This is a genomic window from Pseudomonas sp. D3, assembly GCF_029320995.1.
Lineage (GTDB): Bacteria > Pseudomonadota > Gammaproteobacteria > Pseudomonadales > Pseudomonadaceae > Aquipseudomonas > Aquipseudomonas paraveronii.
Window position 1 is genome coordinate 4035499 of sequence record NZ_CP119772.1, and the last position, 13106, is coordinate 4048604.

The following is a 13106-nucleotide window of genomic DNA, read 5'->3' on the forward strand; positions in this document are numbered from 1 at the left end:
GGTTTTAACCGGTTACATCCGCCCGAATTCACCTTATTGAGCGCCCCTTGATGACTCGGTAGCCTGCCGATGCGATCAACCAGACCGGGGTCTGGCGGATCTTTTCATTCCCCATCAACGAGGTGTACTCATGTCTTCCATCGGCGGTTCCAACCGATACCCCGCGCTTTACCCAGTGTCAGGCGCAAGCGGGTTCACTAACGACAATTCAAGCCACAACTCACGGAGCCCTGCGAAAGGGGATGATGCCCTGATCGCCAAACCGGGCGGCTACGATAACGGCGTGCAGGACAGCATCGATAACGACTCTCCACGCCATAACCCCTTGGATAGCACCGCCGGGGACGATGCCGAGGTCTTCGATCCGAATACCCAAAGCTGGCAACCCACCCAGGCAGCCGGCAACGGCCAATACGCCCCGCTTGGCGATCCTTACCGCGAGGCCATCGATTTCGAGATCACGCCCGATAACATGGTCGGCTGGCAGCGGGCGTAAGGCAACTGGCGGGCTGGGGCGGATTCATCCTCCCCAGTAGCACCCCGCCAGCACGCCATAGGGCTGGCGCGCGGTACTACCCTCGGCGTCGGATCACAGCGGGATGGCGTGGCACGCAAGGGTGATGGCCTTTTAATAGCCACCCTGGGAACTTATCCTTTTTGCAGCGTCCAACAAGGCACCACGAATCGACACGGAATGCCTTGATGTCCGGGACGCATATCAGCCGCTTGCTAACCTCCTCTTTGATCGCTGCAACGATGATGGCGATGGTGCCGGTTTCATTCGGGGCCACGGCTCAAGACATCGAGCACATCAGAAACTCATCCGCCGACCAGTTACGCCGGGAGGCCGACGAACGCGCCGAGGAGCAGGCGCGCCAGTCCAGGGAGCAGTTACGTCAACTCGAAGAACGTAATCGCCAGCAGGCCAAGGACCTTGAGGCGTTGATGCAGCGCCACGAACAGGAACGTATCGAGGCCGATCGTAAGGCGCGCCTGGAAGCCAGGGAAAAGCAATTGGAGCAGGAGCAGCGGTCGAAAGCTGACGCTGCTGCGCTGGAGGAGCCCCCTGTCGACACCGAACAAAAGGCTCAGTAACAATCGGCGCCGCTCATTTTAAGTCCTGGGAAGGAACTGCCACGTGATCACCGCAAGACCGCTCACCTTTCAACAAGCGTTGAAAAAGAACCTCAAACAGGTGCTGACCTTCTGGGCGCCGCTCAGCGTTATTTTTACCGGGCTGGGCGCCCTGCTGGGGTTTTATACGTTGTCGAGCTAGGCGACTGCGATAGGTCGTCTCGACGTGATGGCCGCCGCACTCGAGGCCAAAGAAACAATCGGCCGATTGCGTGCTCACCCAAAACAGCAACGCGATTCGCGCCCCCAAAAAGTCGCAGCCGGCAACCGCCACGGTAACGACACCTGCAAACACCCCAGGAATTCGCGTAGGAAATCCTGCGGCAGACGCAGCGAAAAAAGCATAAAGTCTGCCCCCAGGGACAGAGTCAAGGCTCAGCACAACAAGGAATCCGGCGCGATGCAGCACCCCCTCATTGAAATCAGCGACCAACCCAACCCCGACGCCGAACGCATCCTCGCCAACGGCCTGGCGGCGTTCAACGAACAAGCCACCGGCTACCATGACCGACGCCCGCTGACGGTGCTGGTCAAAGACCCGCACACCCAGCAAGTGCTCGGCGGCATCACCGGCCGGAGCGCATTCGGCATGGCCTTCCTCGACCTCTTCCACTTGCCCGCCACGTTGCGCGGTGCAGGCATCGGCAGCCAATTGCTGCACGCATTCGAAGACGAAGCCCGACGCCGGGGCTGTCGCAATGCCGTGCTCTACACCATCAGCTTCCAGGCGCCGGGGTTCTATGAGAAGAACGGTTGGGTGCGGTTTGGCGAAATACCCTGTGAACCCGAGGGCAGCAGCCGGGTGTTTCTGTCTAAACAGCTGTGAGCTTCAGGCGTTTACTCGTTGGAGATCAACGTGCCGGTACCGACAGGCGGATAGATGATTTCCTGGGTATCCAGGTTCTTGATGCTCGAATAGGTGTGGTATTGGGTGCTGTAGTTGGGCCCGATGCCCTTGGTGCTGGCGGTCAGGCGGTAGGTCACCACGTAACGCTGGCCGGCCTTGAACTCCACGTCGTCCGCGCCGTTGTTGCAGAACGCACCACCGGTGCCGAGGGCATTCATCGACACGTTGCACCAGCGTAGCGAATGTTTGCCGGGGGCCAGTTTCAGGGCTTGTTCGCCGGTGACGTTGAGAATCGAGTGGCGACCCGCGCCGGGCAATGGCACACCGTCGACTTCCATCGCCAGGGCCAGGCGGTGAAACGGCACGCCCAGCTCACGTTCACGCCAAGTGTCGAAGTACACCAGCGCGGCGTCGGGCGCGCCATTGGAGAGGTCGACAGGCTGGAGTTTTTCCGGGGCCCAGTCGCCCTGATAGTTTTTGTAGTGGTAGTCGGAGCAGGCGCCAAGCAGTGGCAAGGTGAGTACGGCAGTGAGTTTCAGCCATTTCATCGGGTAACGGTCCTTGTGGGCGATGACAGCCTATCGACGTCACCACTGATTTCTTTAAGCAATCGATACGCCATCCTGAAGCAGACCTTGCGCCCGACACCCTGCTGACCTTCGGTCATCGACCAGCAAGGCACCGGGTTCCACGGCATACCACGCAGCCTGCAACTGGCGACTAAATCGGACTTCCAGGCTGACGGTCCCAGCCGTCTGTGCAATGATCCTCCCTCGATCTCTCGAGGGATGGAGCCACCGCCATGTCGCTGAACACTGCCACTCACCCCGCACAAGCGCCGCGCTTCTGGCGCGACGAGCGCTTGCCGTTCATCGAAGCGCGGACCATCGCCGATGGGCGTAAGGTCACGTACACCCGCCACTCCCACGAGCATTTCTCCATCGGCGCGATCACCACCGGGTGCAGCGACTACCACCACGGTGCGGACACCTTCCAGATCAGTGCCGGCACGGTGGTATTGATGAACCCCGGCGATGTGCATGCGTGCAACCCGATCCGCGACCAGCCTTGGTCGTATCACATGCTCTACCTCGACACGCCCTGGCTGACGGACCTGCAACACCAGTTGGGTTTCAGCACCGACCTGGGTTATCGACCGTTCAATACGCCCTATACCCGCGATCCGGTGCTGTACAACGGCCTGATCGAACTGTACCGGGTGCTGCTGGATGAGCAGGCCGAACTGTTGCAAAAACAGAGCGTGCTGGTGAGTTACTTCAGTGAGGTGCAGCAGCGCCTGAACCCTTCGAACACGCCGGTGCGGGAGGTCAACCACAAGCTGGAACGCGCCGCTGAGTACATCCGCGAACACTGCACTCAGGCCTTGAAACTCGAAGACATTTGCTTGGCGGCCGAGCTGTCGCCTTCGTATTTGATCCGCGCGTTCAAGCTGTATTACGGCCTGACGCCCCATGCGTTTCTGGTGAACCGGCGCATCCAGTTTGCCCGCACTCAATTGCGCAACGGCGAACTGATCGCCGACGTGGCCCTGGCCGCCGGCTTTGCCGACCAGGCGCACTTCCAGCGCACCTTCAAGCAACACTTCGCCGCCACGCCGGGGCAATACCGCGACTTGCTCAAGCCATCAGCAAATAACCCACACTGGCCACCAGCAACGCGGCCATCGAACGGTTGAACACCCGCACGCCCTGCGGGTTGCCGAGGTAACGCCGCAAAAACGTGCCGGCGTAGGCCCAGCAGGCCACCGACAGGTAGCAGATCACCAGGTAGAGCGCCGCAAACAGCCATACTTGCCTGGCGTCGCCATCGGCGACAAACAACCCCATCCCCGCCACGCAGGCCAGCCAGGCTTTGGGGTTAAGCCATTGCATGATCGCCCCGTACAACATCGACGGCGCCGTTGCGGTGCCTTCGGCGTCCAGCCGGCCATCGTCCACCGCGAGCTTCCAGGCCATGTACAACAAGAAGGCGACCCCGCCCCACTGGATCAACTGGGTCAGGATGGGCCAGCGCACCAGCACTTCATGCAGCCCCAGGCCGATCAACACCAGCAACAGCGTGAAGCCGGCGGCGGCGCCGAACACGTGTTTCTGGCTGGCGGCAAACCCGAAGCGTGCGCCGGAACTGAGGGCGACCACATTCACCGGCCCCGGCGTGATGGAAGTGGCCAACGCGAAGGCGGCCATGGAAAGGATCAAGCTCATTGCGGTTCCTTGTTGTAGTGATGAACAAGGGCCACGGTAAACACCCCGGCGAGCCGGGTATTGAAGAAAATACCCCTGCTACTCGCCGGTCATGCGTTCCAGGCTGTTGCTCAGGTGCAACCACATGGCGGCGCGGGCGGCGTCGGGGTCCTGGCGGCGGATCGCTTTGAGGATCGCCTCGTGTTCCAGGTTGGCCAACTGGCCCAGCTTCATCAGGTCGATATCGCCGCGCTCCTGGGCATTGATGCGCGTGCGCGGGATCACCGAGTTACCCAAGTGATAAATCACATCGGTGAAGTAGCTGTTGCCAGTGGCCTGGGCAATCAACTGATGGAAGCGCACGTCGGGTTCGACGCTGCTGTCGTTGTTGGCCAGCGAGGCCTGGTAGTCGTCGAGGGCCTGGCGCATGAGCTGCAACTGCGCCTCGCTGCGACGCAACGCGGCCAGGGCAGCGGCCTGGGTTTCCAGGCCAAGGCGCAACTCAAGGATGCCGCGCACGCTGACGGCGGTGTCGTGGTTCAGTTGCAGGCCCTGGCGCTGGTCCCGCTCAAGCACAAAGGTGCCCACCCCATGCCGGGTTTCCACCAGTCCCGCCGCCTGCAACTTCGACAACGCCTCACGCACCACCGTGCGACTGACGCCGTACTCGCCAACGATGGCCGACTCGGAGGGCAACTTCTCGCCCGGCGCCATTTGGCCGAGGAGAATGCGCTGGGTCAACGTAGTGACGATGTCATGGGCAAGGCCCTGGGAGCGCTTGCGGGGGGCGTCGTTGTGCATCGGTCATTCCATGGGTTGGGCCCGGCCAATACTAACATCTCCATCCACCACCAACTTGTATGACAACAAACAAATTCCACTATGTCTGGCCATGATTTTTGTGAGAGTAGGCTTGCCTTGGATTGCGTCGACGTGGTTGAAATAAAGCACAACGAAGCCTAATTCTTAGGAAACAAAGCTCCAACGGCGCGCTCATACCGCCGAAATTTACGTTGCCACATGGAAAAAAGCAGTTGTATGATGTCTATCAAGTTGTCAGACATCTCCGGCAGCCCTGAACCCATCCCCGCACAACAATAATCCGTGGGAGTTCTACCCCGTGACCTCTTCCAGCCCTGCGACAGCTGCGCCCGCCCTCGACCCCGTCCTGGCCCGCGCGATCAAGAAAGTGAAGCAGCACGTGCTGCCATTGTTCGTGATCATGTTCATCGTCAACTACATCGACCGCGTCAACATCGGCTTTGTACGCACCCACATGGAACACGACCTGGGCATCGGCGCGGCCGCCTATGGTTTCGGTGCCGGCTTGTTCTTCATCGGCTATGCCTTGTTCGAAGTGCCCTCCAACCTGCTGCTGCAAAAAGTCGGCGCGCGTATCTGGCTGACCCGCATCATGTTCACCTGGGGCATCACCGCGACGCTGATGGCCTTTATCCAGAACGAAACCCACTTCTACATCCTGCGTTTTCTGCTGGGCGTGGCCGAGGCCGGGTTCTTTCCGGGCGTGATCTACTACTTCACCCGCTGGCTGCCTGGGGTGGAACGCGGCAAGGCGATTGCGATCTTCCTCAGCGGCTCGGCCCTGGCCTCGCTGATCTCCGGCCCACTGTCCGGCGTGCTGCTGCAAATCAACGGGCTGGGCCTGCACGGCTGGCAATGGATGTACATCATCGAAGGCATGGCCTCGGTGCTGCTGTGCTTTTTTGTGTGGTTCTGGCTCGACTCCAAACCCCACGATGCCAAATGGCTCAGCCGCGCAGAACAGGACGCGCTGGTGGGCGAGATCGAGCGCGAACAACGCGAGCGTGACGCCGCCACCACGGTCAAGCCGAGCCTGGGCACGCTGCTCAAGGACCGCCAGATCATGCTGTTCTGCGCCCTGTATTTCTGCATACAACTGACCATCTATGCCGCCACATTCTGGCTGCCGAGCATCATCAAGAAGATGGGCGACCTGAGTGACATCCAGGTGGGCTTCTACAACTCCATCCCCTGGCTGATTTCGATCATCGCCATGTACTCGTTCGCGGCCCTGGCCGGCAAGTACAAGCACCAGCAGGCGTGGGTGGCCACGGCGCTGTTGATTGCCGCCGCGGGGATGTTTTTCTCCACCACCGGTGGGCCGGTCTTTGCCTTTGTCGCCATCTGTTTTGCTGCGATTGGGTTCAAGTCGGCGTCGTCACTGTTCTGGCCGATTCCCCAGGGCTACCTGGATGCGCGCATCGCGGCGGCAGTGATCGCGCTGATCAATTCCATCGGCAACCTCGGTGGGTTTGTCGCGCCCACCACCTTCGGGTTTCTGGAGCAGACCACCGGGTCGATCCAGGGTGGTTTGTATGGGCTGGCCGGCACCTCGATCCTCGCGGCGATCCTGGTGTTCTTCGCCAAGACCCGGCCCGGCGCCCAAAGCCCGAGCGTGCTGCACCCCGCCCCCGTCTTGAGCAAATAAGGAAGCGTTTTCATGAACACAGAACACCAGCACCACGCCAGTCACGCCCCAATCGTCACCCACCTGCAAGTGATCCCGGTGGCCGGCCACGACAGCATGCTGCTCAACCTCAGCGGCGCCCACGGGCCGTTTTTCACGCGCAACATCGTGATCCTCAAAGACAGCGCCGGGCACATCGGCGTGGGCGAAGTACCGGGCGGCGAACGCATCCGCGAAACCCTGGAAGACGCGCGCAGCCTGGTGATCGGCAAACCGATCGGCGAGTACCAGAGCATCCTCAATGCCATGCGCCGCACCTTCGCCGCCCGCGACAGCGCCGGGCGCGGCCTGCAGACGTTTGACCTGCGCATCACCATCCACGCCGTCACCGCCATGGAAGCGGCGCTGCTCGACCTGCTCGGCCAATTCCTCGAAGTGCCAGTGGCCGCCCTGCTCGGCGAAGGCCAGCAGCGCGACGCGGTAAAGATGCTCGGCTACCTGTTCTATATCGGCGACCGCCAGCAGACCGACCTGGCCTACCGCAGCGAAGCCGATGGAGACGATTGGTTTCGCCTGCGCCATGAACCGGCCCTGACCCCGGACGCTATCGTGCGCCTGGCCGAAGCCGCCCAGGCCAAGTACGGTTTCAACGACTTCAAGCTCAAGGGCGGCGTGTTGCGCGGCGCCGAAGAAATCGAAGCGGTCACCGCCCTGGCCGAGCGCTTCCCCGACGCACGCATCACCCTGGACCCAAACGGCGCCTGGTCACTCAAGGAGGCCATCGCCCTGTGCCGCGACCAACATCACGTATTGGCCTACGCCGAAGACCCGTGCGGCGCGGAAAACGGCTATTCGGGCCGCGAAGTCATGGCTGAATTCCGCCGCGCCACCGGCCTGCCTACCGCCACCAACATGATCGCCACTGACTGGCGCGAAATGGGCCACGCGATCCAGCTGCAATCGGTGGACATCCCCCTCGCCGACCCGCACTTCTGGACGATGCAAGGCTCGGTGCGCGTCGCGCAGATGTGCCACGAATGGGGCCTGACCTGGGGCTCGCACTCCAACAACCACTTCGATATTTCCCTGGCGATGTTTACCCAGGTGGCGGCCGCCGCACCGGGCGCTATCACCGCGATCGACACCCACTGGATCTGGCAGGACGGCCAGCGCCTGACCAAGGCGCCGTTGCCGATTGTCGACGGTCACATCCAGGTGCCGGCCAAACCGGGCCTGGGCGTGGAGATCGACATGGACGCCGTGGCCCAGGCCCACGAACGCTACAAGGGCATGGGCCTGGGCGCGCGCAATGACAGCGTGGCCATGCAGTTCCTGATTCCCGGCTGGAGCTTCGATAACAAGCGCCCGTGCCTGGTGCGCTGAACGCGTATTTGACGAACAACGCTGCGGGTGCCTGGGGGACGATATCGTCAACGCCCAGCACCCGACCATCCTCGGGCATCAGGCCGGCGCCACCGAGCAGGCAGCGAGGGAGGCGTTTGCCTGATCGTTTTACAACCCGCGCTTGCGCAACCACTGCAGGAAGCCCTTCTTCACCGGTACCACCGGCGCTTCCTGGGTCAGGGTCTGCGCCGTATGTACGCGAAAATCCAGCAGCGCTTTCATCGCTTCGCCGATGTCATGCCGCGCATCCAGGCAGGGCTTGAGGTATTCCTTCTCGACGCGGTAGAGCGTGCAGTAGGTCTTGGCGCAGAAGTCAGCCAGCGTGGCCTCGTCGGACAAGATCCCGGCCTCGCCGATCACTTCCCCCGGCCCCATGCGCCCGGCTTCGAACGCGTGCCCGCTCTTGTTCAGCATCACCGAGACCACGCCGGTTTCGACGATAAACAAATGATCGCTGACTTCCCCCGCCGGCAGGATCATCTCGCCAGCACGGTAGCTGTGCAGGGTCATATTCTGGCTGAAGGTGTCCTTCTCTTCCTGGCGCAAGGTGGAGAAAATCGACGAGCGCTCCAGCAACGCCCGCGCACCTGACAGCGCCAGCGGCGTGCTGCTTTCGGTGGCCGACAGCAAACCGACGCCTGCCGCTTGCAGGTGCCGGAAAGCCAGGTCGTACAGCTGATTGCGCACTTCGCGCTTGAGTAGCATCGCCGGTACAAAACCGCTGATTTCATACTCGACGCCGCCACTGGACGAGGTTTTGAACGCCACGTTCGGCGCCGGTTTAGCCAGCAGCGGCCGGCAACCTTGCATCGCCCGCTCCAACGCCTCGATCACGGTTTGCGGACGCGCGTGGGGGCTGACTTGCAGGCAGACCGACAGGCCGAACATGTCCGCCGGGCGCGAGAAATTGATGATCTTGGCCTTGGCCGCCAGCGAATTGGGGATCACCGCCATGCTGCCCTGGGAGGTTTGCAAGCGTGTGGCGCGCCAGTCGATATCGGTGACGCGGCCTTCAGTGCCGTCGATGGAAATCCAGTCACCGAGCTGGTACGGCTTGGTGGTGTTGAGCACAATCCCGGAAAACACATCGCTGAGGGTGCTTTGCAACGCCAGACCGACGATGATCGCCACCGCACCGGAGGTGGCAAGCACGCCCTTGACCGGCAGGTCGAGCACGTAGGCCATGGCGGCGATGATCGCAATCAGGAAAATCACCGCGCCCAGCAGGTCCTGCAACAGGCGACCGGTATGGCCGACGCGCTGCATCATCACCGCGCCGAGCAACACCGTCAGGGTCCGCGCCGCGAACAGCCACCAACCGATCTGCAACGCGGTGGCGGCCAGGTGCAACGCGGTATTGTCGGCATACGGCGCGACGAGCATCGGGTTCATGCCGTCGTTGAACAACACGGCGCTGAACACCGCAAAAATCACCAGCCGCGCCGCCAGCTTCCAGTTAGCCAGGTCAGCGGAAATCAGGCGCCATACACCGATGTCGATAAAAATCAGCGCCAGGGCGCACAACATGGGGTGATCAGCGATAAATGAGGGCATCCAGACGACTCCAGGGTGAATGCCGAGAAGATCGCATGAAATGGGGATGTGGGGGTATAGCGCGGAGCGAAATGCGGGGGCTTGCCCGCTCCCACATTAGGCTTGGCGTCAACCTTTCAGCGCTGCATCTGCCCGAAATGACCGGAGTGAAAATCAGCAAACGCCTGATGGATTTCCTGCTCAGTATTCATCACGAACGGACCATGCCCGACGATCGGCTCGTCGATCGGCTCACCGCTGAGCAGCAGCACCCTGGCGTCGTCGCTGGGCTCCAGGGACAGTTGCGTGCCGTCGCGCTCAAACAGTGCCAATTGCCCCTGGCGCGCGATTTCTTCGCCATTGACCAGCACCGTACCGCGCAAGATCACCAGCGCGGTATTGCGTCCGGCGTGCAGGTCCAGGGTCAGCGCCTTGCCGGCGTTGAGGCGCAGGTCCCACACGTCGATGGGCGTGAAGGTGCGTGCCGGGCCTTTTGTTCCCGCGAACTCACCGGCAATCAGGCGCAGCTGGCCGGCCTCATTGGCCAGCGGCAGCAACGGAATATCGCCGTCGACAATCGTCTGGTAGCCGGCGTCGGCCATTTTGTCCTTGGCCGGCAGGTTGACCCACAGTTGCACCATCTCCAGCACTCCGCCGCGACGGGCGAAGGCTTCGGAGTGGAACTCTTCGTGGAGGATGCCCTTGGCGGCGGTCATCCATTGCACGTCGCCGGGGCCGATTGTGCCGCCGGCCCCGGTGGAGTCGCGGTGTTCGACTTCGCCGTCGTAGACGATGGTCACGGTTTCAAAGCCACGATGCGGGTGCTGGCCGACGCCGCGACGTTGTGCAGTCGGGGTGAAATCGGCCGGGCCGGCGTGATCCAACAACAAAAATGGGCTGATGTGCTTGCCCAGGGAGTCGTAGGAAAACAGCGTGCGCACCGGAAAACCGTCGCCGACCCAATGGGCGCTGGGGCTGGTGTAGATGCCGATGAGTTTCTTCATGGTGTACCTCCAAAGTGCCTACACCCTAAGCCCCTCGATCCCGGGGTACTAGCCGGTAAACGCGACCTTGTTCGTTCTATGCATAGGACAATCAGCAGGTCCTCACAGAACGTTCCCTGGGAACCTCAAGTCAGCGCTTCGCCAACTCCATGATCATACGGCTCAACAAATAAATGCGCGGCGCCACACTCCCCACCTCCGCATATTCCTCGGGCGTGTGGATATTCCCACCGACAATCCCAAACCCATCCAGGGTCGGCGTTCCTACCCCGGCCGACAAACTCGCATCCGCCGCGCCGCCACTGCCTTCAATGGTCAGCGTGCGCCCCAGCTCGCCATAAATGCCTTGGGCAATCGCCACCAATTTGTCCGATTCCGGCGTCTGTGGCATCGGCGGCAGACCGCGCAGCAGGCTGGTCGTCACTTGCGTCTCGGGGATCAACTTGTTGGCCGATACCCGCGCCAGGTCTTTCTCGATGCGGTCGAACTCTTCCGGCAACGCCGCACGCACATCGGCCTTGGCCGTCGCCTGGTCAGGAATCACGTTGACGCGATCACCGGCCTGAAGCACGGTGAAGTTGATGGTGGTTTTCTTTTCTGCATCGCCCAGTTGGCCCAGTTGCAGGATCTGGTGGGCAGCTTCCATCGCGGCGTTGCGCCCCAGTTCCGGGGCGACGCCGGCGTGAGCGGCTTTGCCTTTGACTTCGACCACCGCAGTGGCGCTGCCTTTGCGCCAGACCACCAGGCCATCCGCCGGGCGACCGGGCTCGAGATTCAAGGTCACGTCGTGGGCCTTGGCGGTTTTGCGGATCAGCGCTGAGGCGGCGTCGGAACCGGTTTCTTCGCTGGCGTCGAGCAGGAAGGTGATCTGCGCGTAGTCCGTGAAGCCCTGGTTTTTCAGGACTTTCAGCGCATAGAGACCGGCGACGATACCGCCCTTGTCATCCATCACACCGGGGCCGTAGGCGCGACCGTCCTTGATGTGGAACGGACGTGCGGCGGCCGAGCCTTCTTTGAATACGGTGTCCATGTGGGCCATCAACAGGATGTTGGCCTTGCCGGTGCCTTTGAGGGTGGCGATCACATGGCTGCTGTTGGCCGCAGCATCCGGCACGCGTTCGATGCTGAAGCCCAGCTGTTTGAGCTCATCGACGGCGATGTCGCTGACCTGGGTCAGGCCCGGCCCGTAGCCGGAACCCGAGTCGATGTTGACCAGGCGCTCGAGCAATTTCAGCGCGTCGGCCTGGTACTGTTCGGCAGCCGCCTGGATCTGTGTGTGGGGTTCGGCGCTGTAGGCCGGGAGCGCGAAGGACACGGCCAGGGTCGCGGCCAAAAGAGTACGGGGGAAGGTGAAGAGCATGAATCGATCCTTGTTTTTATTGGAAGGGAACGCCACACCCTACCCCACTAGACCGACCTCAACCAAGGGCCCTGCACCGCGCTGACCCGGTTGCGCCCGCTGCTCTTGGCTTCGTATAACGCCTGGTCGGCATCGTTGAGCCAACTGGTGGCATCGGCATGCCCGGGCTGATAAGGCGCCAGGCCGATGCTCAAGCTGGCACGCAGGGTCGGGTCCTCGGCATAGGCCAGCGCATTGAAGCGATCACGCAGGGCATCCATGACTTCCGTGGCCCGATTGAGCGGCACGCCCGGCAGGATCACGCAGAACTCATCACCGCCGTAGCGCCCGGCCAGGTCGGTGGCGCGCAGGTTCTGGCGCAGCACTTTACTGAGCTGGCACAGGACGATATCGCCAGTGACATGGCCGTAGGTGTCGTTGATCACTTTGAAGTGATCGATGTCGATCAGGGCAATGACCGCGCCCTGTGGCTCGCGGTGGCAGCGTTGGAACTCGATGTCCAGATGGTCCTTCCAGGCGCCATGGTTGAGCAGGCCGGACAAGCTGTCGGTACGACTCAGGGCCAATAGCTCGCGCTTGTGCCCGGCCAAGCTCACGGCCTGGCGATAGCAAATCCAGCCCAGGGCCAGCGGATACAGCATCAGGATCGGCAAACAGGCGTATAGCTGCGCCTGGGTGGTCATGCTGATGAACGCCGGGGTGAAGATCAGCAGCGACACGCCGACGCCCAACGCCTGCGCCGCCCAACCCGCCAGCATGAAACGGGTACCCCCGATGGCCACATTATTCATGGTCATCATCGACAGGGTGGTGACGCTGGGCAATGGGTTGAAGTGCATGGCGCCGACCCAGAAGCCGCCGCAAAACGAATCGAACAGCAGGTTGCGGCGCTCACAACGCAATGTGTTGGCGGTACGGCGCGACCATTGATAAGCCAGATGCGGCCAGACAAAGCCGTTGATCACCATCAACACCCACACCCAAAGCGGTGGGTTGAGCGGATACATGCCGAACGCCACACAGGCAAAGCCAAGCGTCAGCCCCAACGTGCGGGATTTGTATAAGCGGGTAGCGAGCGGAACTCCATTTCCTCCGGCGGCTGGCATGGTGGCGTGCGATCCTGAGTGAGTGCCTGGAGTCTATCAGGGCAACGTCATATCGCCACTACCGC

The 13106-nt window shown here is 61.9% G+C and carries 14 protein-coding genes; 7 read left to right on the top strand and 7 right to left on the bottom strand.

Annotated features, from left to right (window positions below; all coding sequences use genetic code 11):
• Window positions 1–130: 130 nt before the first annotated feature.
• From P3S72_RS18280 to P3S72_RS18295, 4 genes are all read left to right on the top strand, one after another.
• Window positions 131–496 carry a hypothetical protein gene (locus P3S72_RS18280; RefSeq protein WP_276193469.1) on the top strand — a complete coding sequence of 122 codons (366 nt, stop codon included), beginning with the start codon at window positions 131–133 and terminating at the stop codon, window positions 494–496.
• Window positions 497–702: 206 nt separating this feature from the next.
• The gene (locus P3S72_RS18285) at window positions 703–1095 is read left to right on the top strand and encodes a hypothetical protein (RefSeq protein ID WP_276193470.1); all 393 of its coding nucleotides are present in this window, start codon (window positions 703–705) and stop codon (window positions 1093–1095) included.
• A 43-nt stretch (window positions 1096–1138) separates the two neighbouring features.
• Entirely contained in the window at window positions 1139–1276 is a 138-nt protein-coding gene (locus P3S72_RS18290) for a hypothetical protein (RefSeq protein ID WP_276193471.1), read from the top strand.
• 258 nt (window positions 1277–1534) lie between these two features.
• Window positions 1535–1960 (top strand): GNAT family N-acetyltransferase, encoded by a 426-nt coding sequence (locus tag P3S72_RS18295; RefSeq protein WP_253395061.1) that lies wholly within the window; start codon window positions 1535–1537, stop codon window positions 1958–1960.
• A gap of 11 nt (window positions 1961–1971) precedes the next feature.
• On the opposite strand, the gene P3S72_RS18300 is transcribed toward P3S72_RS18295, so the two are convergent.
• Window positions 1972–2529: a hypothetical protein gene (locus P3S72_RS18300; protein WP_253395060.1), complete on the bottom strand. Its 558-nt coding sequence runs from the start codon at window positions 2527–2529 to the stop codon at window positions 1972–1974.
• A 254-nt stretch (window positions 2530–2783) separates the two neighbouring features.
• Here P3S72_RS18300 and P3S72_RS18305 point away from each other — a divergent pair, with 254 nt between their 5' ends.
• Window positions 2784–3677 carry an AraC family transcriptional regulator gene (locus tag P3S72_RS18305; RefSeq protein WP_247396971.1) on the top strand — a complete coding sequence of 298 codons (894 nt, stop codon included), beginning with the start codon at window positions 2784–2786 and terminating at the stop codon, window positions 3675–3677.
• On the opposite strand, the gene P3S72_RS18310 is transcribed toward P3S72_RS18305, so the two are convergent.
• Both P3S72_RS18310 and P3S72_RS18315 read right to left on the bottom strand, forming a co-directional pair.
• Entirely contained in the window at window positions 3619–4206 is a 588-nt protein-coding gene (locus tag P3S72_RS18310; RefSeq protein ID WP_247396973.1) for a LysE family translocator, read from the bottom strand. The genes P3S72_RS18305 and P3S72_RS18310 overlap by 59 nt on opposite strands.
• 78 nt (window positions 4207–4284) lie before the next feature.
• Window positions 4285–4986, bottom strand: coding sequence for a FadR/GntR family transcriptional regulator (locus P3S72_RS18315; protein WP_247396974.1), 702 nt, complete (start codon window positions 4984–4986; stop codon window positions 4285–4287).
• 319 nt (window positions 4987–5305) lie between these two features.
• Here P3S72_RS18315 and P3S72_RS18320 point away from each other — a divergent pair, with 319 nt between their 5' ends.
• Both P3S72_RS18320 and gudD read left to right on the top strand, forming a co-directional pair.
• A complete protein-coding gene (locus P3S72_RS18320; protein ID WP_276193472.1) occupies window positions 5306–6655 on the top strand; it encodes an MFS transporter in 1350 nt (449 codons plus the stop codon).
• A gap of 12 nt (window positions 6656–6667) precedes the next feature.
• The gene (gudD, locus tag P3S72_RS18325) at window positions 6668–8017 is read left to right on the top strand and encodes a glucarate dehydratase (RefSeq protein ID WP_276193473.1); all 1350 of its coding nucleotides are present in this window, start codon (window positions 6668–6670) and stop codon (window positions 8015–8017) included.
• A gap of 129 nt (window positions 8018–8146) precedes the next feature.
• On the opposite strand, the gene P3S72_RS18330 is transcribed toward gudD, so the two are convergent.
• The 4 genes from P3S72_RS18330 to P3S72_RS18345 form a co-directional block, all read right to left on the bottom strand.
• Complete coding sequence (locus P3S72_RS18330; protein ID WP_276193474.1) at window positions 8147–9592, bottom strand: mechanosensitive ion channel domain-containing protein; 1446 nt, start codon at window positions 9590–9592, stop codon at window positions 8147–8149.
• A gap of 116 nt (window positions 9593–9708) precedes the next feature.
• The gene (locus P3S72_RS18335; protein ID WP_276193476.1) at window positions 9709–10575 is read right to left on the bottom strand and encodes a pirin family protein; all 867 of its coding nucleotides are present in this window, start codon (window positions 10573–10575) and stop codon (window positions 9709–9711) included.
• 130 nt (window positions 10576–10705) lie between these two features.
• A complete protein-coding gene (locus P3S72_RS18340; RefSeq protein ID WP_276193478.1) occupies window positions 10706–11935 on the bottom strand; it encodes a M20/M25/M40 family metallo-hydrolase in 1230 nt (409 codons plus the stop codon).
• A 47-nt stretch (window positions 11936–11982) separates the two neighbouring features.
• Window positions 11983–13041 carry a diguanylate cyclase gene (locus tag P3S72_RS18345; protein ID WP_276193479.1) on the bottom strand — a complete coding sequence of 353 codons (1059 nt, stop codon included), beginning with the start codon at window positions 13039–13041 and terminating at the stop codon, window positions 11983–11985.
• Window positions 13042–13106 lie beyond the last annotated feature (65 nt).